This is a genomic window from Exiguobacterium sp. s163 (assembly GCF_018617135.1).
Classification (GTDB): Bacteria; Bacillota; Bacilli; order Exiguobacteriales; family Exiguobacteriaceae; genus Exiguobacterium; species Exiguobacterium profundum.
This window is the reverse complement of the sequence record NZ_JACSJN010000003.1, coordinates 263,517-284,715: the sequence shown is the minus strand read 5'-3', so window position 1 is coordinate 284,715 and position 21,199 is coordinate 263,517. Positions and strand designations below refer to the sequence as shown.

17 protein-coding genes and 37 tRNA genes are annotated in these 21,199 nt (G+C 43.5%); 43 read left to right on the top strand and 11 right to left on the bottom strand.

Annotated features, from left to right (window positions below; genetic code table 11):
- Window positions 1–21 precede the first annotated feature (21 nt).
- Window positions 22–591, bottom strand: coding sequence for a signal peptidase I (gene lepB, locus KNO71_RS10445; RefSeq protein ID WP_214688509.1), 570 nt, complete (start codon window positions 589–591; stop codon window positions 22–24).
- Window positions 588–1,316, bottom strand: a complete 729-nt coding sequence (locus KNO71_RS10440; RefSeq protein WP_214688508.1) for a hypothetical protein — start codon at window positions 1,314–1,316, stop codon at window positions 588–590. Before KNO71_RS10440 ends, lepB begins: the two co-directional genes overlap by 4 nt.
- Before the next feature lie 608 nt (window positions 1,317–1,924).
- Here KNO71_RS10440 and KNO71_RS10435 point away from each other — a divergent pair.
- The 38 genes from KNO71_RS10435 (at window position 1,925) to KNO71_RS10250 (ending at window position 9,152) form a co-directional block, all read left to right on the top strand.
- A tRNA-Thr gene (locus KNO71_RS10435) sits at window positions 1,925–1,995 on the top strand.
- Window positions 1,996–2,175: 180 nt separating this feature from the next.
- Window positions 2,176–2,260, top strand: a tRNA-Leu gene (locus KNO71_RS10430).
- Window positions 2,261–2,264: 4 nt separating this feature from the next.
- Window positions 2,265–2,337, top strand: a tRNA-Arg gene (locus tag KNO71_RS10425).
- A 942-nt stretch (window positions 2,338–3,279) separates the two neighbouring features.
- Window positions 3,280–3,352: transfer RNA gene (locus tag KNO71_RS10420), tRNA-Lys, on the top strand.
- A 199-nt stretch (window positions 3,353–3,551) separates the two neighbouring features.
- Window positions 3,552–3,627 (top strand) — tRNA-His (locus KNO71_RS10415).
- Window positions 3,628–3,636: 9 nt separating this feature from the next.
- A tRNA-Glu gene (locus tag KNO71_RS10410) sits at window positions 3,637–3,711 on the top strand.
- Between the two features lie 4 nt (window positions 3,712–3,715).
- A tRNA-Pro gene (locus KNO71_RS10405) sits at window positions 3,716–3,789 on the top strand.
- Between the two features lie 108 nt (window positions 3,790–3,897).
- A tRNA-Ala gene (locus KNO71_RS10400) sits at window positions 3,898–3,969 on the top strand.
- Between the two features lie 6 nt (window positions 3,970–3,975).
- Window positions 3,976–4,049: transfer RNA gene (locus KNO71_RS10395), tRNA-Trp, on the top strand.
- A gap of 7 nt (window positions 4,050–4,056) precedes the next feature.
- Window positions 4,057–4,127, top strand: a tRNA-Glu gene (locus tag KNO71_RS10390).
- Window positions 4,128–4,151: 24 nt separating this feature from the next.
- Window positions 4,152–4,227 (top strand) — tRNA-Pro (locus KNO71_RS10385).
- Between the two features lie 161 nt (window positions 4,228–4,388).
- Window positions 4,389–4,472 (top strand) — tRNA-Tyr (locus tag KNO71_RS10380).
- A gap of 1 nt (window position 4,473) precedes the next feature.
- Window positions 4,474–4,550, top strand: a tRNA-Pro gene (locus KNO71_RS10375).
- A gap of 1 nt (window position 4,551) precedes the next feature.
- Window positions 4,552–4,623, top strand: a tRNA-Arg gene (locus KNO71_RS10370).
- 5 nt (window positions 4,624–4,628) lie between these two features.
- A tRNA-Val gene (locus tag KNO71_RS10365) sits at window positions 4,629–4,702 on the top strand.
- A 4-nt stretch (window positions 4,703–4,706) separates the two neighbouring features.
- Window positions 4,707–4,779, top strand: a tRNA-Tyr gene (locus tag KNO71_RS10360).
- A gap of 2 nt (window positions 4,780–4,781) precedes the next feature.
- Window positions 4,782–4,857: transfer RNA gene (locus tag KNO71_RS10355), tRNA-Thr, on the top strand.
- A 171-nt stretch (window positions 4,858–5,028) separates the two neighbouring features.
- Window positions 5,029–5,102, top strand: a tRNA-Phe gene (locus KNO71_RS10350).
- Window positions 5,103–5,136: 34 nt separating this feature from the next.
- Window positions 5,137–5,208: transfer RNA gene (locus KNO71_RS10345), tRNA-Asp, on the top strand.
- Window positions 5,209–5,481: 273 nt separating this feature from the next.
- Window positions 5,482–5,552, top strand: a tRNA-Gly gene (locus KNO71_RS10340).
- Between the two features lie 5 nt (window positions 5,553–5,557).
- Window positions 5,558–5,643 (top strand) — tRNA-Cys (locus KNO71_RS10335).
- A 9-nt stretch (window positions 5,644–5,652) separates the two neighbouring features.
- Window positions 5,653–5,726, top strand: a tRNA-Lys gene (locus tag KNO71_RS10330).
- Between the two features lie 90 nt (window positions 5,727–5,816).
- Window positions 5,817–5,891 (top strand) — tRNA-Ile (locus tag KNO71_RS10325).
- Window position 5,892: 1 nt separating this feature from the next.
- A tRNA-Gly gene (locus KNO71_RS10320) sits at window positions 5,893–5,963 on the top strand.
- 291 nt (window positions 5,964–6,254) lie between these two features.
- A tRNA-Gln gene (locus tag KNO71_RS10315) sits at window positions 6,255–6,331 on the top strand.
- 5 nt (window positions 6,332–6,336) lie between these two features.
- A tRNA-Asn gene (locus KNO71_RS10310) sits at window positions 6,337–6,412 on the top strand.
- 1 nt (window position 6,413) lies between these two features.
- Window positions 6,414–6,488 (top strand) — tRNA-Ile (locus tag KNO71_RS10305).
- Between the two features lie 6 nt (window positions 6,489–6,494).
- Window positions 6,495–6,570, top strand: a tRNA-Asn gene (locus KNO71_RS10300).
- A gap of 92 nt (window positions 6,571–6,662) precedes the next feature.
- Window positions 6,663–6,737 (top strand) — tRNA-Ile (locus KNO71_RS10295).
- 221 nt (window positions 6,738–6,958) lie between these two features.
- A tRNA-Phe gene (locus KNO71_RS10290) sits at window positions 6,959–7,031 on the top strand.
- 10 nt (window positions 7,032–7,041) lie between these two features.
- Window positions 7,042–7,126, top strand: a tRNA-Ser gene (locus tag KNO71_RS10285).
- 470 nt (window positions 7,127–7,596) lie between these two features.
- Window positions 7,597–7,667 (top strand) — tRNA-Thr (locus KNO71_RS10280).
- Window positions 7,668–7,793: 126 nt separating this feature from the next.
- Window positions 7,794–7,878 (top strand) — tRNA-Leu (locus KNO71_RS10275).
- 11 nt (window positions 7,879–7,889) lie between these two features.
- Window positions 7,890–7,963: transfer RNA gene (locus KNO71_RS10270), tRNA-Asp, on the top strand.
- A gap of 227 nt (window positions 7,964–8,190) precedes the next feature.
- Window positions 8,191–8,276, top strand: a tRNA-Leu gene (locus KNO71_RS10265).
- A gap of 5 nt (window positions 8,277–8,281) precedes the next feature.
- Window positions 8,282–8,367: transfer RNA gene (locus KNO71_RS10260), tRNA-Ser, on the top strand.
- Between the two features lie 122 nt (window positions 8,368–8,489).
- Window positions 8,490–8,574: transfer RNA gene (locus KNO71_RS10255), tRNA-Ser, on the top strand.
- Between the two features lie 41 nt (window positions 8,575–8,615).
- Complete coding sequence (locus tag KNO71_RS10250; protein ID WP_214688506.1) at window positions 8,616–9,152, top strand: hypothetical protein; 537 nt, start codon at window positions 8,616–8,618, stop codon at window positions 9,150–9,152.
- Window positions 9,153–9,540: 388 nt separating this feature from the next.
- Here the strand turns inward: KNO71_RS10250 and KNO71_RS10245 are convergent, their stop codons facing one another.
- The 5 genes from KNO71_RS10245 to KNO71_RS10225 form a co-directional block, all read right to left on the bottom strand.
- Window positions 9,541–9,990: a hypothetical protein gene (locus KNO71_RS10245; protein ID WP_214688504.1), complete on the bottom strand. Its 450-nt coding sequence runs from the start codon at window positions 9,988–9,990 to the stop codon at window positions 9,541–9,543.
- 115 nt (window positions 9,991–10,105) lie between these two features.
- The gene (locus KNO71_RS10240) at window positions 10,106–10,441 is read right to left on the bottom strand and encodes a hypothetical protein (protein WP_214688502.1); all 336 of its coding nucleotides are present in this window, start codon (window positions 10,439–10,441) and stop codon (window positions 10,106–10,108) included.
- A 103-nt stretch (window positions 10,442–10,544) separates the two neighbouring features.
- Entirely contained in the window at window positions 10,545–10,811 is a 267-nt protein-coding gene (locus tag KNO71_RS10235) for an AIR synthase family protein (protein WP_214688500.1), read from the bottom strand.
- A complete protein-coding gene (locus KNO71_RS10230; protein ID WP_214688498.1) occupies window positions 10,808–11,776 on the bottom strand; it encodes a hypothetical protein in 969 nt (322 codons plus the stop codon). The genes KNO71_RS10235 and KNO71_RS10230 overlap by 4 nt, the downstream gene beginning before the upstream one ends.
- A gap of 22 nt (window positions 11,777–11,798) precedes the next feature.
- Entirely contained in the window at window positions 11,799–12,620 is an 822-nt protein-coding gene (locus KNO71_RS10225; RefSeq protein ID WP_214688496.1) for a hypothetical protein, read from the bottom strand.
- A 200-nt stretch (window positions 12,621–12,820) separates the two neighbouring features.
- Here KNO71_RS10225 and KNO71_RS10220 point away from each other — a divergent pair, with 200 nt between their 5' ends.
- From KNO71_RS10220 to KNO71_RS10210, 3 genes are read left to right on the top strand one after another with little or no spacing between them, the layout of a single operon-like run.
- Window positions 12,821–13,717: an MYG1 family protein gene (locus KNO71_RS10220; RefSeq protein ID WP_214688494.1), complete on the top strand. Its 897-nt coding sequence runs from the start codon at window positions 12,821–12,823 to the stop codon at window positions 13,715–13,717.
- Window positions 13,718–13,741: 24 nt separating this feature from the next.
- On the top strand, window positions 13,742–14,167 hold the full coding sequence (locus KNO71_RS10215; protein WP_251031972.1) for a GatB/YqeY domain-containing protein: 426 nt from the start codon (window positions 13,742–13,744) through the stop codon (window positions 14,165–14,167).
- Window positions 14,168–14,183: 16 nt separating this feature from the next.
- Window positions 14,184–14,441, top strand: a complete 258-nt coding sequence (locus tag KNO71_RS10210; RefSeq protein WP_214688491.1) for a hypothetical protein — start codon at window positions 14,184–14,186, stop codon at window positions 14,439–14,441.
- Window positions 14,442–14,507: 66 nt separating this feature from the next.
- On the opposite strand, the gene KNO71_RS10205 is transcribed toward KNO71_RS10210, so the two are convergent.
- From KNO71_RS10205 to ligA, 3 genes are all read right to left on the bottom strand, one after another.
- On the bottom strand, window positions 14,508–14,813 hold the full coding sequence (locus tag KNO71_RS10205; protein ID WP_214688489.1) for a hypothetical protein: 306 nt from the start codon (window positions 14,811–14,813) through the stop codon (window positions 14,508–14,510).
- 21 nt (window positions 14,814–14,834) lie between these two features.
- Entirely contained in the window at window positions 14,835–15,641 is an 807-nt protein-coding gene (locus KNO71_RS10200; protein WP_214688487.1) for a hypothetical protein, read from the bottom strand.
- A 126-nt stretch (window positions 15,642–15,767) separates the two neighbouring features.
- Window positions 15,768–17,753 carry an NAD-dependent DNA ligase LigA gene (gene ligA / locus KNO71_RS10195; RefSeq protein WP_214688485.1) on the bottom strand — a complete coding sequence of 662 codons (1,986 nt, stop codon included), beginning with the start codon at window positions 17,751–17,753 and terminating at the stop codon, window positions 15,768–15,770.
- Between the two features lie 156 nt (window positions 17,754–17,909).
- Here ligA and KNO71_RS10190 point away from each other — a divergent pair, with 156 nt between their 5' ends.
- Window positions 17,910–18,296, top strand: a complete 387-nt coding sequence (locus tag KNO71_RS10190; RefSeq protein WP_214688483.1) for a hypothetical protein — start codon at window positions 17,910–17,912, stop codon at window positions 18,294–18,296.
- 332 nt (window positions 18,297–18,628) lie between these two features.
- Window positions 18,629–18,778 (top strand): DUF2639 domain-containing protein, encoded by a 150-nt coding sequence (locus KNO71_RS10185; protein ID WP_214688481.1) that lies wholly within the window; start codon window positions 18,629–18,631, stop codon window positions 18,776–18,778.
- Between the two features lie 73 nt (window positions 18,779–18,851).
- Here the strand turns inward: KNO71_RS10185 and recD2 are convergent, their stop codons facing one another.
- The gene (gene recD2 / locus KNO71_RS10180) at window positions 18,852–21,182 is read right to left on the bottom strand and encodes an SF1B family DNA helicase RecD2 (protein WP_214688479.1); all 2,331 of its coding nucleotides are present in this window, start codon (window positions 21,180–21,182) and stop codon (window positions 18,852–18,854) included.
- Between the last annotated feature and the right edge of the window lie 17 nt (window positions 21,183–21,199).

Sequence of the window (21,199 nt, the reverse complement as noted above, 5' to 3'; positions counted from 1 at the left end):
TCAGGTGTTCTTATGTCTCAGTTATTGCTCATACTTGTATCCTTGGTCGAGCGGGTTCAACCGGATGAGAGCCTTCCCGATTACCTCATCCTTGTAATCTAGTGTGCCGAAAACTCTTGAATCCGCAGAATTATTACGATTATCACCAAGAACAAAGACTTCGTTTTCTGGAACGACCAACTTGAAATCTTCTGATTCCATTGTCTCCAACGCATATGGTTCATCGACTCGTTTTCCATCCCGATATAGGATACCCTCTTTAGATTCGAGTACATCGCCTGGTAATCCAACTATCCGTTTGATATAGACCTCATGTCCAGGCACTACATCCGCATCCAAAATCACAACATCTCCATATTCAGGTTCACCTACTTTATAGGCGAGTTTGTTTACGATGAGATAATCTCCATCGTGTAGACTACCTTCCATACTCTCCCCAACCACCACAGTCGGTGAAATGATGAGCCGGATTGCAAAAGCTAACATCAGACCCAACAACAAATATGGAAGATATCCTTTCAAAAATCCATTTCTTTCGTTGTTCTCCGTATTTGCATTTAATTCTGGCAATTTTTCATCATTTTGTTTCATTCTAGTTCCTCCTTCGAAGCGTCGATGAACACAAAATCATTCCATCGAGACACTTTTCGTTTAATTTTCTCCAAGCAATCATCGACAATCCTGTACTGCATCTCTTTATATTCCAATTCATTGGTGATGGAGACCAACTTCCTTTGTGCGACCCCAATTCGTTCATGTACCTCTTCTATTGACACTCTCATGTCTTCTTTAAATTTCTTCGGACGCAGGATTGCCTTTGTATATCTCACGATGTCGTCTTCAGCTAAAATCGAAGGATTTTCGTAAAGTAGATATTTGGCTTCCCTCTCCTCTTCTAAAATCTTCAACTCTTCCTCAATCTTATGCCGTTCAGTCATTAACGATTCTTTCCCTGGTACCCCATAACTCACGAATGTTCTCCAATATGGAGAGAAGTGCGCTACCAGTTCACCTTCAAATTCAATGTAGATGTGCGATAGAGCTAATCCCTCTTCCACTTTTAGCTCCACTCCATCCTCCGAAAAATATTCATGTAACGAAGGGAGAAGATGCTGTATCCAATAATCATGAGCATCAATAAGTTTTTGCTCACCTTCTTGCTTTAGACGTTCCGCTAAAAACAAGTCCCCGCCTTTGAACACCTTCGTTATGAGAATCAACGGGTCTTCTTCGAACCGTTTCAAATCCTCACAAATCTCTTCCCATTTTTGTTTTTGCCTCGTGAGTACATCTTGTAATTGTTTAGTTAGAACCATTCTTTGTCCCCCTTTTATACTATATAGTTATTTTTATTTTGACCATTGTCTATAATTAATGTATACGTATGGCACGAAAGTTAGTCTTTCCTCTGCCCTATTAAACACCTAATCAAGGTGACTGTCTATTTTTTCGTGCGGTATAGCTCAACGGAAGAGCACCAGTTGCATCCTTCGGGAGCGACATGGTCAGAATGGGTTCGACTCCCACGCCAATCGAAGGTCATCTCCCTCCTCTTTTAATAGAAGGAGGGTTTTGTTTTCAATAGAAAATGGGTAGAACACATATCAGGAATAATTTATTTGACTATTGTCAAAAATAGAGTTATGATACAAGCATGACGTCGCTTCCCACCGCCTGAAACCGGTTAGCTGTGAAACGGGATAAAATGTTGAGCAATCACGGGATAGAGGGCGTTTCACCCTCGAAAAACTGAGCATCTAACAACACCTCCAATCAGCTGATGGTGTGTCTTCCGAGAAAGATTGTTCACAGTTGTAGAAGGTTTTCGGCTTTCCTTCTGCAGGAATATACTTCACTCCAACAGGAGTCTCCTCTGAGTAGATGCGTTCTCACTACGGTGAAAAACGTAGAGCAGAGGCAATTCGCCCCTTTAGTTAAATGGGATAATACGTCCATGGTAAGGACGGGTTGGCAGTTCAATTCTGCCAAGGGGCATTACCATCCCTATCCTTTGGAACAGGAGGGGGTAGAAAAACTGGAATCGAATGCAGTTAGGAAGTTCCATCCTTCTGAATTCTTTTACCTTGAAAAGAGGGTTCGCAAGCAGGTGATGCGCGAGCATATCGTTCGAAGTCGCTGTAAGGCTCATTTGGTTTTTTCTCTTTTCTTTATATTGCCTCCTTGGTGGAATTGGTATACACGCCGGTCTTAGAAGCCGGTGCCGCAAGGATTGAGAGTTCGAGTCTCTCAGGAGGCACCATCTTGCCCTCTTAGCTCAGCGGATAGAGCAACAGGTTTCTACCCTGTCGGTCGGGAGTTCGATTCTCTCAGGGGGTATTGCAACAATTCTTTATTGGGGTGGGCGAATCGTTCACCCCTCTCTCAAACATTGAGAGAAGATAGTCGAAGTGTTTTTTGGTAGGCGGACTGTAGTCCGGACTACAGAGGGGTTATCCCTCTTTATCACCTTACGTCATCGTAGGGATTTGATGTCATTTGAAGGTTTCCACAATACCTTTATAAGGTAATAGAAACCTAATTAAAAACATCTTGTCAAAAATAGTTGACAGATGAATCATCTTCGTTTATGATGGATTTATCAAGTAAGTATACAGATGCTCTACAAGGGTAGAACCATATTTTTTCATCAAACATGAATATTTTGATTGAAGGTATAATATAACGCTTGTAAGGTATCGATTAAGACCTGAAGATGTGGTGCAGAACCGCTCCACGTTAAAAACAAAAAGGTTCACCAAGAAGATAAGAACGGATAGCATCCGAACAATCAATGAAATGGCGAGAGCCACATAAATAAGACTCAACTATAAAAATTGGTGTCTCGCTACCATATAGTGCGAACGATAAAATGAATTGCAATCTCACAAAATATACACGGAAAGGAAGTGGTTAATGATGTTGAAGAACATAATGAAGCGTTTTGTAGAGCAAATGAATATTCTCCCGTCAAGTGATGCCACGTCTTATCCTCAAGCACGTGTATTTTGGACAGGGAAATTGCATAATGAGAGTCAGAATCCTTTCTTCAAAAGATGGAAGGACATGTCCACCACCCTATTCCTCAAATTCGAGGGATTGTGTAAGCGACTTGTCAAATCAATTCATCTTTCACCGGCATAAGTGTCGGCATTCGAAGAAAGCGACATCTGACTACTCAACATAAGCTTGAGTAGTTTTTTATTACCGAAAAAATTTGAATATAGACAAAATAAAATTTGACTATTGTAAAAATATGTTGTATATTAACAATAACATCCTGCATCGGTAGCTTAGTGGCTAAAGCAAGGCGCTTTTAACGCCGAGACCGAAGGTTCGAATCCTTCTCGATGCATTGAATAATTCGTGAGCTTGGGCACTAAAGCCCAGAAGAGCGGGGAGTCGATAAAGCATCCTGTCACATGGTGGCAGGGGCGACGGAGTCTAGGGTTTCTGATGAATAGGAGCACCTCCGATAAGGCGGCTGATTGATGGGGGCAATCAATCATTTCATGGTTTGAATTGAAAATCCGAAACTTTTCGGGATTTCAATTGAGGCTATGGCGTAACCGGTCAACGCACTGCACTGTGAATGCAGGTATTCGGGTTCAAGTCCCGATAGTCTCCCCAATTTATTATGGTCTGTTGGTCAAACGGTCAAGACGCCACCCTTTCAAGGTGGAATTATGGGTTCGATTCCCGTACAGACTACCAATCTCTACTCTTAGCTCAGTTTGGTGGAGCGCACGCTTTGGGAGCGTGAGGTCGTAGGTTCGAGTCCTACAGGGTAGACTTTGCCAAGAATGGCAACACATCATTAGGTTCGCTGTGCGATGAGGCGAAAAGACCACACAAGTCGGATTAAATTGCGGTAAGGTCGAGTCGCAAGCCTGATGCTATGGGGGATTAGTTTAATTGGAAAAACACTTGTTTTGCAAGCAAGCGTCGAGAGTTCGAATCTCTCATTCTCCACTTTGTATGTCGATGGTGTAACGGTAGCACGATGGTCTCCAAAATCATTAGCATAGGTTCAAATCCTATTCGGCATGCCAATTTTAGCCCTGTTGGTCAAACGGTTAAGACACTGCCCTTTCAAGGCTGAGTTACGGGTTCGATTCCCGTACAGGGAATTGGTTCAAACAACTCATACAAACGGAGAATTGGTCTAATTGGGAGGATGTCTGGGCATGGAGCCCAGAAGGTACTCGGTTCGATTCCGGTATTCTTGCATTTGAGTTTTTGAATAACATCGGTGGCTGTCCCGATGGCGTCTGTTGATGCCGAAAAGAGGTGAAATGACACCTAGCCGCTCTCCCCACTATCCGAAAGTGGTGTAGGGAGTAGACAAGTTCTAGCAGAGTGCCGACATTCGGAGTCGCTACTCTGCGCTCGGGAGTGTATGCAAGCGGTCAACGCAGGCGGACTGTAAATCCGTCCCATCCGGTTCGTAGGTTCGAATCCTACCGCTCCCACCATCTCTCTTTAGCTCAACTTGGCAGAGCGCCGCATTTGGGATGCGGAGGCTGTAGGTTCAAATCCTACAAGGGAGACCATAGGGATATAGTTTAACGGACAAAACGTGACGCTACGGACGTCAAGCTGTGGGTTCGATTCCTGCTATCCCTGTTTATGCCTGATTGGTTTAATGGGAAAACGTCTCTTTTACAAGGAGAAGTCAGTGGTTCGATTCCACTATCGGGTACCATTATTGACAAGTGTAACTTATGGTAAAGTATTGGGCGGTACACCCGATTCGAGGTTCGAATCCTCGCTTGTCAGCCATTGCCGGTTTAGCTCAGTTGGCAGAGCAGTTGATTTGTAATCAACAGGTCGTGAGTTCGAGTCTCTCAACCGGCACCAATTTTAAAAAGTGATTGAGGGAGCAGATACCTGGCATATAAATTCTGTATGAGGTTCGATATAACCTGGCTAAATAAAATTCGTTTGGAGGTGGGGACACCTGGCTAAATAATTCCAAAATGATTTGAGGCTTGGAGAGCCTGGCTAAATATCATCCGTCACTTTGGATTTCGGAACGTAACTCAGTCTGGTAGAGTGTCTGATTGAAGCTCAGATGGTCACAGGTTCAAATCCTGTCGTTCCGGCTTAGATGAATCGTTACTTTCAACGATTTCTCATGGGGCTGTAGAAGAACGGTAATTCGTCGCACTGTCTATGCGAAGATAGCGGGTTCGACTCCCGTCAGCCTCGTCGATTCACACAACTCGCTTTGCGAGGAAAGCTCTGAATACATGGTGAATGAAAAGTAAGATAGAACGACTATCCTAGCATGTGTGGTGCATGCTTGAATTCCGGCTATAAAAACGGAGAGCCGATGCAAATCCTTACGGATGCCAGTACGACTGGTCTGAAAGAATCATTCATCTCAAAAATCAGAATACAACACTACCTATCGGGACTAACCTACCCGACGAATTCTGACTATAGCACAGGGAGTCATGGAAGAAGTTGTGTGAATCTTATGCGGATGTAGTTTAACGGCAAAATCTCCCGCTTCCAACGGGAGGATGAGGGTTCGATTCCCTTCATTCGCTTTTACGCACTAGTATCGAAGTGGTTGAACGAGACGGATTGCAACCCCGTCACGCTATAGCGTCATCGCAGGTTCGAATCCTGCCTAGTGCTTCATATTTTGGCTTTGTAGCTCAGTCGGTTAGAGCATCTGACTTTTAATCAGAGGGTCGTAGGTTCGAATCCTACCAGAGTCATCAGCGGTTTGGGAGACTATCCAATCCAACGTATAGCCGCTATATAAAATTATGGGGATAGAGATAGTAGTGGACAGGCTATCACAATTTGGACTCGTAGCTCAGAGGAAGAGCAGTCGGCTCATAACCGACAGGTCGAGATGTCGGAATTCTCCGAGTCCACCATGCGGATGTAGTTTAACGGCAGAACATCTCGTTGCCAACGAGAAAATGAGGGTTCGATTCCCTTCGTTCGCTTCACCATCATGACAACCAAAACTCCAATGAAGTTTACGGAGTAACGGCATCTGTCAATCTAAACATTGTTCCTATCTCCTACCCCCTGTTACAGGTGGCACAACGTGTAGAAAGTGGAGAGAAAAACGCAGACATCCTGATTCCTATCGTCTAGGGACGTAACATCCTGACGCAGAGCATTGTATACCTCGACGTATACAGACGAAGGAAGTGCAACCCAGGTCAAACCAGGGGTGTGAGGGATGACAGCTGACTATGAGGTTTTGCTAGGTTTTCTCATGGATATATTATTTCGGGGTAGCCAAGTTGGTAAGGCGTCAGACTTTGACTCTGAAAATGCGGAGGTTCGAACCCTCCCCTCGAAACCAATTATTCACTCTTAATTCAGTGGTTAGAATGCCTGACTGTTAATCAGGAAGTCCTCGGTTCGAATCCGAGAGAGTGAGCCATATGGGTGTAGCTTAGTGGTAAAGCGTTCGACTGATAATCGAGAGACCGTAGGTTCAAATCCTACCATCCATACCAATCATCTTGCCCTTAACTCAGTGGTTAGAGTGTCTGACTGTTAATCAGAATGTCGCCGGTTCGAATCCGGTAGGGTAAGCCAATATGGGGATTCGCTAGAGTTGGAGAGCTAGGACGGGCTGTAACCCCGTTGCGATGACGCTGATAGTGTTCGAATCACTAAATCCTCACCATATGAATGTAGTTTAATCGTAGAACATTCGTCCAATAAACGAAAAGGTGCAGGTTCATCCCCTGCCATTCATACCAATCATCAGTACCTCAGAAGCGATATGGTTCGTCAAGCCCGCTAGAGCTTCTGCAAAATGTCCCTCTTCGACAAGAGGTTAAAGTGTCGTCAAACAAACATCTCGGCTCTTATGAAAAAATCCCTGTCCCATGATGGTTTTGAAACGGTTTTGAGACGAGACGTGAGGACTTCGGGTAACCCTCACTTGTTTGTTGTAATGATTTGTCTAAGAATTGAATTTGGGGTGATAGCAATGGAGGTTCATGCAACGGACTGAAAATCCGGAGATGTTGGTTCGATACCAACTCATCCCACTTGTATGATGGAGTCGTGGCAGAGCGGGTTATTGTAACGGTTTTGAAAACCGTCGTGGGTCACACCACCGTGGGTTCGAATCCCACCGGCTCCTTTCCTATTTATTTACCTTCGTATATTGGTATCCATTTGGTCTCTTGTCAGAAGGAGCCAACTGCTGTCCAGGTGATAAACGAATCACTTGGTTCTGATACAGTGGGGATGGATATTGATATAGGGTGGTCAATGAATAATTGATACTCTACAATCTTGGCTCTATTCACCTTCGTATATTGGTATTCATCAGGTCTCCTGTCAGACGGAACCAACTGTTGTCCACATTGATGATGAACATCGTGTGGGTCTGATGCAACAGCGATGGATGCCGATATAGGGTGGTCAATAGCTGATACCTATTCATTTTGGCTCGTCTGTGGGACAGATACTTCTCTCATACGGAAGATATGGATGGTTCAATGCCATCACGAGTCACTTTATTGCTGACGGGAGGTTGGTATCTCGGGTAGCCTCATAAGCTACACAAATCAGGTTCGATTCCTGAGTTTCAGCAACCAATTTCATTATGCCCGGTTAGTTAAGTGGCTTAACGGCTGACTTGTAATCAGCAGACATCGGTTCAAATCCGGTACTGGGCTTTCGCCACTCCTATCGAGAACCGAAATCGTAGGAGCAACCCAATAAAAAAATGCGATGGAGAGCGGTTCCTCTCTGTCAGGGAGAAGGATTAGGCAGTAAGGGGTTTTGCCTTCTCAACTTGTTTTGCGGATGTGGTGGAATGGCAGACACGGTAGACTCAGAATCTACTGCTTTCGTGGCGTAGGGGTTCAAGTCCCCTCTTCCGTACCAATTTTTATTATGGCTCATGGGTCGGCTTGGTGAAGGCACTGCACTGTCACTGCAGAGATGAGGGGTTCAAATCCCCTATGGGTCGTTACGTTTGTGAAAGGTACTGCAACGCTGATTAACAAACGATTGTCTAACTGATTGTCTGTCTGTAAGGATTACAGGCTACTACCTGGGGGTCTAGTCCACGTTGCATGGACGAAAAACTGTAGATACGAGCGTCTCTTCTAGACCGTTAAAAGGAAGAGACTATGGGACACTTTGGGTGAAATGCCCTTAGATGACCAAGCAATCAGGAGGTCGGTTAGGCGTTATGTGGGTGTGATGGAACTGGTAGACATTGGGGACTTAAAATCCCCTGGCTTTACGCCGTGCAGGTTCGAGTCCTGTCACCCACACCAAATATGGAGTCGTACTCAAGTGGTTTAAGAGGACAGGTTGCTACCTTGTTAGGCGTTCATCCGTGCGTGGGTTCGAATCCCACCGGCTCCTTTGAAAGTTGTTCATCAACATCAGCATAAGACAAGGGTCTTCAAGGGTAAGACCTTTGTTTTTTGACTTTAGTACAAATTTAAATTAATATATATGTATAAACTGATTGGATTATTTTACACGGAGATGTACTCAAACGGTCAAGAGGGCGTCTTGGAAAGGCGTTAGGCGGTAACACGTGCGTGGGTTCGAATCCCATCATCTCCACTTCTAAATCAAAAGCCCAATAGCGAAAGGATGTCGATACAATGACTAAAATCTCAATCTCAGAGTTGCTACAGCTCCAATCCACCATTCGTAATGAAATTCATAAAACGGAGCGAGTCGTCCGAAAAGGCGCATTCCATGAAGTCGTGGGAGACATCGAAACAGAAGTCGTCGCTGTTGAAGAACATGAGGAGGCGCTAGGGAAGTTGGAGTCCCTCTATCCACTTGCGATTCAGATTGCTGACAAACTTCATGAGGCGAACCGTGGGACAACATTTACCCATGAGACGCACGATGGGAAAACGGTCGAGTTGAATCTTGCGAGTGCGCTCGACTATGTAAAACAGCTTCGAAGTAAAGTCGGAATCTTCGCATCTCTGGGTTCCATGCGACCAAAATCTGTTGTATCAAGCTATGGCTCGAACGCACAGACCGTCACAACGGTAACGCATGACATCCCTGCATACGAATCGCTTTCCGAGACGTTGCAGAAAGAGGCGAACCGCTTAAGTCGTGAAATCGAACGACAATCGGTGCTCGCCATCGTGGAGATGGAAGGAATCGAAGCATACCTCTAATCGGGTGTGTTTCTCAAGGTCGGGGGATGAGACTGCTCGTTCGCTGTCCTTGAGAAGCATACTCTATCGAGTGTGTGAGGAAGGAAATATGAAGGTAGATAAAACGTGGGACTTATTTTCAACTTTGTTGGGAGGAACAAATAGATTCCATCCGTTGAACCTAAGACCCGGGACATCATGGACATTCGGAACGTGTGACCAACCGCCGTTATTCTTTGATGAAACGTCAAAAAACTAAAGTGCAAGGCAACTCACCGCCTTTCTCTTTCATATTTCTTCTGCGACAGTCAGGTCGGGCGTCTCCCTTCACTGGCTGTTTTTTGTTTGTTCTCATACAAGCTTAAGGGATAACACAAAAAAGGATGACGAGTGTCATCCAGAAAAATCATCAACTGTTCAAATATATTGGAATCAGGTCATTCATGAATGATTCAAACTCTTCCGATTTCGGAAGGTGCGTATTCATCAACTCCTTATATCCATTACCACAACAATTCTCCCGAGCAGAGTAAAGGTCGATATGGATAATGTTCAATCCATCGTGTTCAAACCGGTTCACGTCCTCCCACTCACTCCTTTCTAATGTCGTATACGGCAACAACCAATTGGATGATTCGGTCACGTCTTTCATACCATAAAAACTCTCCAGGATTTGTGCGAGGTGAGTTTCTTCAATATCCATACTCTCATCGACCACTTCCTCGAACTTGAAGCAAATCGCTCCAATCACCTTTATAAAATCTTCCGTATCCGTCGGTGATTTGATGAAGATAGAATATTTTTCTTCGTCCGTCGTGTAGTAGTGCGACAATTTATAGAGTGACTCTTCTTGTTTCAATTTATATCCCCCCTGTATTTCGTTTTCTCTTCTGTTTTATTCAAACGAAACGAGCAATATAGCGTCATCCATAAAAACAAGGTCGAAGGATGATGTCCCTCGACCCGAAAAATGCTTAGTTCCTGACGTCTGTTCTCGAAGCCAATAAACCACGTTCTTCTAACTCCTCTTCGACAGCCCCATCGACAATACGTTCTAATTTTTTGATTTTCAATACCTCTATCAGAATCATCTCTCTTGTGATGCGATAATGCGCACCGAGTTGAACAAGGGCTTCCATCATGCCCTTATATTTATATTTTTCCTGTTGATGATATCTTTTTTGACGTTCATCTTTTGCTTCCATCGATTGAAACTCTAGATATTCTTCAAGATAGGCATCCTTTTGATGCTTATAGTATTCCGTGACAATCTTTTGGAACAGGTCTTGGTGTTCGCTTTGCAACTGCATTGAACATACCTTCTTTCAAGGATATTTGATATGACTCTATTCTAACCGAACCAAACCGGATAAAGGAAAAAGAAAAAAGCCAGGGATTCCCCTGACTTCTGATTCATTCATTTTGGGATAGAAGAGTCTCTCGCTTCGAGAGCAATTCATCAATCTCCACTTTGGCTTCATTTGCCGACAAGTCTGAGTAACTCGCAATATCAGGCACGTCTCGGAACAGTCCTCCGGAAGTAAGGTCATGGAACAGTTCTGGATTCGTTAGCCCCTCCTCTGCGACTCCTTTTACCCGATGCTTATACTTGTACAAAAAGTTTAAACCACTTGATTTCCAAAATTTCAACAATTCAACCTCTAACAACAACTTGTTCATTGTTTTACCCCCAATTTGTCAATTTCTTCAATGATGGTCTCTACCAACCCGAGTTGAAGTTCTACTCTTGAAGAAGTATTCCACTCACTAATCGAGATGGACGGTTTTAGAATTCGATTCGACCGAGACAGGTTGTTCACGAACGTTTGAAGTGCAAACAAGCGAGCCGCAAAGGTTTCTTTGTCGTCCGAATAGAACGCAAACGACGGTCTCCCTTCTGATAACGTTACCTTTCCAAATGGAACCTTCCCGTCACCAGAGAGTCTCTCGTAGATGCGTGGATTGATAAACCCGCCACTCAACGCATGTAATTCTCTCGCAATACTTTGGTTGGCTTCATCAATACCTAAAAAATAGTTATCCTCATGAATCGCAATGTCTACTATCTGTCCAAATTCTTTCTTCCGAATGGTTTTATAGCTACCATCTCGATACGTCACGACACATTCATCCGATTCCGTTTCATTGGATACCGAGACCGAAATGTGAAAACCACACTCTTTATGAGTGTATCTTGTCTCCCCTTCTTCCGATTGCGATGTGAACCCGAGAGCAGTCAATGAAGACGAGAATGACAATGGATTAAATACAACTTCCTTCATTTCCTCAGCCATCAAGTGCTTGTTCATTTCAGAAAAACGAGAACCGTAGTTTCGATTACACGTCACAACGTCAATGAAATCCTTGATTGCGAGACCAAATGTCTGTTCAATCTTCTCAACATTGTCGTCTCGCTGAATGTCTTTTAAACGCCCGTAAGAATCGTATTGTCCTTTGATTGGCAATAGATATGGCTCGAACAGATATTGCTCATCCGCCGTCGAAGATACGATTGGTGCCTCAAAGTTCTTTTTGTTCTTCTCTCGATATGTGCGATGACTTCGTTTCATCGGAAGAAACATGGCATCTTCCTCACTCCGAATCTGTAGACCGGTCACTAAACACGCTACGTGGAATGAACCCATATTAAACACGCTCCTTTTTTATTTAACTAAAATAGTCATCCTCTTCTTCCAACTTGAGCAGTTGATGTTGAAGCTCGCTTCGACATTCTTCATGGAGCTCCCTGTGAGCATTCGCATCATACTCATGACCGCTCATGAAAGAGGGGATGAAATATTGTCCGATATCTTCCACATTTTCAATGAAAGCATGAAGCTCCAACAAGTGCTCACGGATAGTATTGTCGATTAATTCTTGTTTGTAGATTTGTCGAAAGAGATACTGCCTTTGGCTCACGGTAGAAAATAATCGAACTCTGCTTGAACCAAGTAGGTTGAAAGGGTTCATTTCATCGAACATTTCTTCATCTGGGGTCATGTTGGAGTTTTGACTCTTTTTCTCATTCCAAGCTTTCAACATATCTTGCAACTCATCGTATTCTTTTCCTAAATCAGTGTTAAACATTGATGGAATCGGGCTTTGTGCCAGATAATCATAAATTTTACGCTTTACAAAGATGCAAGTGGAGACTCTCAAGTCTCGGTGTATATCCAAGTCCACCTCTTCAGATGTTCTCGACAAGATGTGCACCAGTTCATTGATTGGCAGATTGAAGAACCGTTCAAGTCCTTTCACTCCCGCATCCTTAACAATGCTTTCGAACACCACGTTATGACCCGCCTTCCCTTTGATGGGAAAACCGAATGGATAGAGAATATCTGTTGAATACGTGAATGTTGAACCGGTTTCGATTTCCATCTTCATCTGGTCTCCAAAATACGAGTTCCTTGCACGTAGCGGGATGCAGACCATCCCTTCGCCCGGCTTAATCGGTAGTTTACTGATTGCACATGCGATGGCAGACATAAGCCATTCCTCCTTTGTTGAGATATACAATCATCATACTCATTTTTTGACTATATAACAATTATCTTATTTACTATTGTCAAAATATGTTGTAAACTTAAAAAGAACACAGCTCTTCATCTTATCAACTGATTTAAAGCGAAGTAGGATATAAAGTTAAAAACAAATGGAAGTCCCAGGACTCGATAAAGGAGGAACATATGAACGAAGAAATCAAGTATTTAGCAACACACAACGGTACGTTCCACGCTGATGAAGTGTTCGCCTATGTTGTATTGAAGAAGGTATTCCCAGGATACGAACTGATGCGAAGTCGTGACCCAAAGTCGTTAGAAAAGGCTAAAATCGTCTTTGATGTGGGTGGTGGCAAATACGACCATCATACAACTGATAAAGAATATCGAGAGAATGGTATCCCTTATGCGGCATTCGGGCTCATTTGGCGAGATTTCGGAAAACAGTTCTTACAATCATGGTTTGAATCAGAACATATCGATTACGTGTTTGAAAAGATTGATGAGGAACTCGTGCAAGCCATCGACGCCTTCGATAACGGGGTAAATGTTTTCGAGTCATCAAACGTCAATGTGCCGACAGTTTCGAGCATCATCGCTGAATTCAATCACCGCATCCCAAAGGATGCCGTTGCCATCGAAGAATACACGGCGTTCAGTCAAGCGACTGATATGGCGAACGACATCTTCATGAATAAGGTTGTTGGCATTCATAAGATGTTGAAATCAAAAGATGAGGTCATCAAAGCGTTTAATGACCGTAAGAATCCTGCATTGCTCGTCCTTGAGGAAAATACGGAGTGGGGAGAAATCGTGGCTGAAATCGACACAAATGAAGAACTCCTCTACGTGACGTATCCAAAACCTGACGGATATTATCTCCAGGTCGTCACGAAAGAGAATGGAAGTTTTGATGCACGTAAAGACTTACCTGCAACATGGGCAGGTAAGCGTGATGGAGAACTTGGGGCTGTCATCGGAATCGACGACGCCATCTTCTGCCATCCGGCTCGATTCTTGGCGGGAGCTAAATCAAAAGAGAGTATCTTGAAAATGGCAGAACTTGCCCTATCGGAAAAATAAATTGAAATGGATGTGGTCATGATGATGAAGCACAAAATTACACAAGACTTATTTACAGCGATGCGTGACAAAAATAAAGTGAAGAAAGGCGTTCTCACTCTAGTGAAGTCCGCTTTGACAAATGCTGAAAAGGAAAAAGGTACAACGCTGAATGAGGCAGAAGAACTTGCTGTTTTACAGAAGGAGCTGAAACAGACTCGTCAATCGGTGGCGGAGGCAGAGAAATGGGGACGAGAAGACATTCTCACCCTTGAAAATCAGAAAATCGCCATTTTGGAATCGTATCTTCCAAAGATGTTGAGTGAGGCTGAGATTCGTGAATTGGTGATTGCTAACGGAGTAATGAGTGGGATGAACATGGGGGAAGCGATGAAAATCGTGAAACCTCTTGTTTCCGGTAAGGCTGATAACGCACTCGTAGCGTCAATCGTAAAGGATAGCATTCAATAATTAGGGGGAAATCAACATGGCAAATAACGTGATGAACTTGACTGAGAAGGACAATGAAACAATTGCGAAAGCCTATCCAGGAGGAGAACATCCCTTCTTTCATCAAGACCTTGAGGATGAGAACGTCCATGATGCGAAAGACTGGTTGAACAAAAATGAACTAGTTGCCATCGTTAGCGAAAAGCATGGAGGTATCATCGGCTATGTTCACCAAGAGCACGCAGATGATGTCGTGACAGTCTTAAACCTTCACGTCATTGATAAAGAAGCATAATTGATTTGATATATATAAAAAAAGAAAGAGGGAGACGATTGTCTCTCTCTTTTTATGTGATAAGCTTTAGTCTATCCAAAAGACCTCTCTAAGATTCGGATTTCCGATAAAATAAGGACACTCTCGAATTTTCGCATGGTCATAGTCTCCAAAGTCTAGTAGCCATTTCTCTCCCAATTCAAAAAGTGCATCTACATTTTGTTCTGAACGTGCTTCCAATGTACACATGCATGCAGTTCCCCGTTCATACAATTGCACCGTGTAGAATCCGAACTGACGACTTACATATACGTATGATTTATTGTTCACTTTTTGATAAACATTGAACGTCTTCGTGAAAAACCACCCTTCACGTTCCTCATGACCAAACATCTGCCTGACCTCTTTTCTCTATTATTCCCCTTCAATCAACTCGACATCGACTAAGTCGGAGTAACGCACCCAGACTTCTTTCTCATTTCGCTCGTCGATATAGTCGATTGCATCGTTTAAATGAACCTTGGCTTTGTAAACCCTTCCTCGTTCGAAATGATGTGCAAATCGCCGTGCGACATCTCTTGACAGCGTCCACGAATAAGCTGACTCAATTCCGGTAGAGCGAGCACCTTCTCCACGATAGACGGTGATGTACCCTTCTTCCGACAATTCATGTAATTCTTTGATTGCTTCATGGGTTTCATTCAATGAAAAGACCTGTTTGAGCAATGCCTGGTCAAATGCATCGAACCCATAGTTGCAGTGGATATACATACTTTTAAACGCCTCGTACCTATCTTCTGGAGCAATTTTATCCACGTGTTTATGGAAGTAATCAATCGCAAACAGATTATTCTCGGAGAAGAAGTACATGGTGTAGTTCTTTTGTTCCAATAGTTCCCTACCTAGTTCATCCGCTCTCAAGTAACCGAGTCCGAATTCCGTTGTCAGCCAAGATGGGTCTAATATTTGAAGTTCGACAGTCCAATACTCCCCGACGTAGAAAAATTGACGTAATCCTTCTGGATGACTACTCCGCCTAATCCGGTTGACATCATAACCGTTTGACTCAAGTTCTTCTTTCCATTTTTCAAAGCTCATGAGACTGTACGGTTCTTCCCAATGCGAGCGGTTCATCTCAGCAAAGAAATCTTTGTCGAGCGGAACCAGGTCATTTAGGAAAAATTGCTTGTTCGCTTGAAAATATAAGTCTGAGAAATTCATATTGTTCTCCTTCTTTCTATGTGACATCTGCCACTCCATTATTATTAAACTACCATATTCTATGTTCGGGTCATACCAACTAGTCAAAAAAGAGTGACATCCATTATGGATATCACTCTAACTATCTTATAGTGCATTGAATCCTTCTTCAGAAAGAATCGTGACACCTAAATCCATTGCTTTCTTATGCTTAGAAGTTCCATTCGCATCGTCACCCATGAGAAGATATGTTGTCTTCTTGCTGACAGACCCGCTCACTTTTCCACCTCTCGCCTCAATGAGAGCTTTGAACTCGTCACGTGACTTCGAGAGTGCGCCGGTGATGACAAATGGGCTTCCTTCCAAGCTCGTACCTTCGACAGCTACTTCCGCTGTTTCAGACGAAACCATCTTAACGCCTAAATCCAACATTTCCTGAATCTGCATCCGGTTCTTCGGGTTCTTCAAGTAGTCGATAAGCGAGTCAGACATCGTCTCTCCAAAGTCCTCAATCCCCATTAACTCAGTTTTAAAGTTTGGGAGCAATGAGGATTCCAAAAGGTTCTCCATCGAACCGAACTTCTTTGCCACATCTTTCGATGCAGATTGTCCGATGAGTCGGATACTTAGACCATAGAGTGCCTTTTCGAATGGCATTTCTTTCGAGTCTTCAATCCCTTTGAGCATCTTATCAATCTTCTTCTCGCCGAAGCCTTCCATGTCCGTGAACTGGTCTCGCTTCTCGTGGAGTCGATAAAGGTCTGCGAAAGATTCGATTAGATTCCGCTCCAGAAGGACTTCCACCGTCTTATCCCCTAATCCGTCAATATTCATCGCCTTTCGACTGACATAGTGAGCCAGTTTCCCTGCGAATTGTGGTTTACATGTCGCACCAGTGCAGTAGACGTTTTCTCCGATACGTTCAGTCGGTGATGCGCATGATGGGCAGGTTGAAGGCATTTCGACAACCTTTTCCTCACCTGAACGTTCGGCATGAATCGCCTTGACGACCTGAGGGATGACATCATTGGCACGTGCCACAACAATCTTGTCTCCAATTCGAATATCTTTTGTGATAATGTTCGAATAATTGTGAAGGGTCGCACGAGTGATGTTGACACCACTGATGTTGATTTTATCAAACTCCGCCACCGGTGTGATTTGACCGCTCTTCCCTACCTGGAAAGCGACATTTCGCAAAGTCGTCGTGGCATCCAATGATTCAAACTTGAACGCACAAGACCATTTTGGGAATTTTGACGTATAACCGAGTTGTTCCCGTAGTGCGATGTCATCAAATTTAATGACGAGACCGTCAATCATATACGGAATTGATGGTCGTACTTCCGTATTATAGTTCAAGCAGTACTCGATGAGTGCCTCTTGCTCATGCGGTTCGAACACTTTGTACGGTACTACGTCAAATCCAAGTTCTTTCATGAACTCCAAACGTTCGACATCTGTTCCGAACGCTGTCCCATCCGCCTTTTCAAGTTCGAACGCAATCCCTAGAAGGTTCCGCTCAGCCGCAATCTTCGAGTCGAGTTGACGTACTGTTCCGGATGCAAGGTTCCGAGGATTCGAATAGCTTCCATCCACATTGATTCGCTCAAACTCGTCAAAAGGGATAATCGCTTCCATCCGTACACTCAAGTCGTTCTCGAAAGGAATCTTATCCGGTACATTGTCGAAAGTCTTCACGTTGTGCGAGACATCTTCACCGATATAGCCATCCCCACGTGTTACCGCTTGCTTCATTGCACCTTGTTTTCGTACATCGACAATCGTCAGTCCATCAAGCTTTTGTTGGACAATGATTCGGCTTCCGGTCGTGTTCTTTGCCAAGAATTTGCGAAGACCTGCCTCATCGTTCACCTTGTCCTGAGAGAGCATCGGGTTGTCGTGTCGAACCTTCTTCAATGAGGAAACAAGCGTTGTCACGATTCGCTGTGTCGGAGAGTCGGGAGTCACCATATCTGGGTGCTGTTCCTCCAAAGCCACAAGCTCCTGATATAAGTTGTCGTATTCACCGTCCGTAATGACCGGTTGGTTCATCTCATACAATTCATCATGTTTCTTGATTTCCTGTTGTAAAAATACTAGCCTTTCGATTCCTGGAGTCGTTGTGTTCATTACGATTCCTCCTTATGTTTTTTTAACCTTACTATTATATGTACTTGTCAGATTTCAATCATCGATATTTTTATGAAAACAACCTCATTAGCATAACATAAGAAAACTAATCAATTGGAGATGCATATGCATCACTACCTAAGGAGGACTTTTTATATGAAAAGCATATTTGAAACAGTTGAAGAGTATTATTCGAAACCGGTCAAAGAAGAAGACTTCGTGACGACAAGACGACTCAAAAATGGTCACATTGAAGACCGGACACAATCCGTGATTTGGAACGAAGAGTTTGTTAAATCGAACAATGAAAAGTATCAAGCTCAACGGAGGGAATACATTTCCGCATGTAACGAATGGGAAGCTCAATTGCAGAGTGACTTGAAAGCGTGTATTGCAGAGCAAAATCGATTGACGAGTGAACAAGTGGATATCCTATTCAACTTTGCTTATCAAGAAAAGCACAGTAATGGATATCATGACATTGCCAATTTCGCTGATGAACTGGCAGATGTGGTGCATGACATTCTCAACGTATCGAAATGATTGAAAGGGGCGGAGATGACACAACCGCCTCTTTTTTGTACGCAAAATCAATTAAAGTGCTACGATGAATGATTATTTAACATAGTGTGAGAAATTATAGCATATCACGACATGGTTGAAGTGTATTTTTCCCAAGTGAAGCTTTATATCTCATAAACTACAGACTCTTTGCCACCCTCACCAATTAACCCGCCATCCCTAGAACATCGAGTATGATACGTAGAACATTCTATTTTTGACTATAGTCAAAAATAGATATATAGTGATTATACATCGTCCCTCTCATTCGAGCGAAGGGGACAGGAAAATACATTTTTAAAGGAGATGGTCATATGTACCAAAAATCATTTTTCATGAAAGAACTCAAACGTCGTGGAGTGTCTAAACATCCTGTTACACAGCGAAACTTAAAACACTCAAAAACATCGGAGCTTGCCCGACTCTATACCGACATTCTTGAAAAAGAACAATCAAACGCATAATTGAGACAGCTAATATAGCTGTCTTTTTCTAATTCTTTGATTTAAGTAAAAAAAAGAGAGAGGAATGCCTCTCTCAATCGTTTTTTAATTTTGACAATAAACCAGTATATCGTTCGTGGACTCGGAACGTCTTAATTCCACGTTCGAGGGCATATAAATATGCGATGTAACAATGGAACAGACTTGCACGTGTCTCGCCCGTATAGAGGAGGTTATTATCCAACATCCGCATATGAGACATTGAAACAGGTTGAATGACTGCTTGCCACTGACTCCCTTGCGACTTATGAATTGTCAAAGCATAAGCATGGTCTAACATCTCCAAGTCATCCTTCCCTTCATAATACACATACCAATCTTCATATTTCACGATGATTCGTTCCGTCGTTGTCAATTTGTCCGTCAATTCATCCCGTTTTGTCACAGTCACGATTTCAGCAACAACACCACATTCACCATTCGTAATTCCTTTCTCTCGTGATTCCCAGTACTTTCCGTCATCTTTATTGTACAGAGTGCGTTCAATGTCATTCTGAATGTGAATGACTTTATCTCCCACTCGATAATGAAGAGGCGTTTCGTTGTCCGGCATCTGAAGGTTGTGAACCGTAGAAGCTTTCCCATTCGGATTGAACATTTCTTGGAATACACGATTTAGGTTGTAAATGCCAAGTAAACCTTTACGCTGTGGCGTGAGCACTTGAACCTCTTCAGGACGCATCCCTTTCTCCAAAAGACGACGGTAACTATGAATTGTCGTCTGAAGAATATCCTCATCTGATTGCCGAGGAAGAACAAATGAATCATTCGTATTCTGAGTCTCGACCATTTCACCTCTAATGATACGGTTCGCATTCTCGATGATACCGCTTTCTGCACCTTGACGCTTCACAACGTCCAATGTCACGACATCTACAACGCCACTTCCAATGAGGTCGAGTAATACGTTACCGGCACCTACACTCGGCAATTGCTTCGTGTCCCCTAAAAAGATGACTTTGGCGCCGCTTTTGATGGCGACTAATAAATCCCGTGCCAATTCTGTATCAAGCATTGACGATTCATCGACCACAATGACATTTTCATCAAGTGGGTTTTGAGCATGCCGAGTGAATCCTTCCTCAGGAGAGAATTCCAATCCACGATGAATTGTGATACATGTGTTCCCGGTTGCCTTCGATGCGACTTTGCTCGCCTTTCCCGTTGGTGCCATGATTTTTACCGAGTATTTCAGCCCATTCGAGCGATGAACCGATTGAAGAATGGCAAGAATGACTTTCAATGTGAACGTCTTCCCACAACCTGCAGAACCATTCAAAATATAGAATCCTCCACGTTTAGAGGAGAATGTCTCAACTGCTTTCCGCTGTTTTTCCTCTAGGTGAATACCGGTTGCGTTCAAATAGTCATCAAGGATGGACGTGACCGCTTTCTCGTCTGTCTTCGCCCACGCTGTAGGACTTGCCAACCGCTCAACCTCATAGGCAATTTCAGTTTCCATGACGAAATATTTTTTCATATAGACATGACCGTGGTCATTCACAACTGCCCCCTCTAGTGCCAACATCTCTACTGCATCATTGATAGCGGAATCATCGATTTGATGACCTGGTAGTCCCAACATGTTTTGAACACGAGCCTTCACTTCGTCTTGTGGGAGATAGGTGTTCCCTTCACGTACCGCTAGTTGCAAGATGTAAATGATTCCCGCACGAATACGACGACCGTCGTTGAACGTGATGCCGCTACTCTGCGCAATCGTGTCGCATCGTTTGAAGCCGTAACCCCGAACATCTTGAATGAGTCGATAAGGGTTTGACTCCAAGACATCTCGAACTTTACTTCCATATGTCTTTTGTAGCGTTTCCACTTGTGTCGGGTTCAATCCCAGACCGAAGAGGAAAAGCAACTGTTCTTCTTCTTGCGCCTTCTCTTTCAATAATTGTGACCATTTCATTGCTGTTTTCTTCCCAATTCCATTCATTCTTGCCGCAACAAGATTCGGGTTGTTCGTCATTACATCCAATGTTTTGTCTCCGAATGTGTCGTAGATTGATTCGGCACGTGTCTTCAAGCCATGTAATGTCTGTAGATAGAAGATAATAGCTCTACGCCCCTCAGCCTTTGCTACTTTGATATGAAGTACATTTAATTGAAGCTCGCCTCGATATCTCGTGACATCTGCCTCGACCTCATAGGTGTTCCCAATCGTCAACGAACCCGGGAACTTGCCCTTCATGACATAGGATGTACCGGAAAGCAACTCGACACTATAGATGCCGAATCCAGTCTCTTCTTTGAAGTAGAGCTCGGTGAGCGGGATGAGTTTTCGTGTCACTCGTTCTCCCTCTCCCAACAAATCCATTTCAATATCAAGAACATTCCATTCATCTAATAATTCCATCATCAATTCCTCCTTTA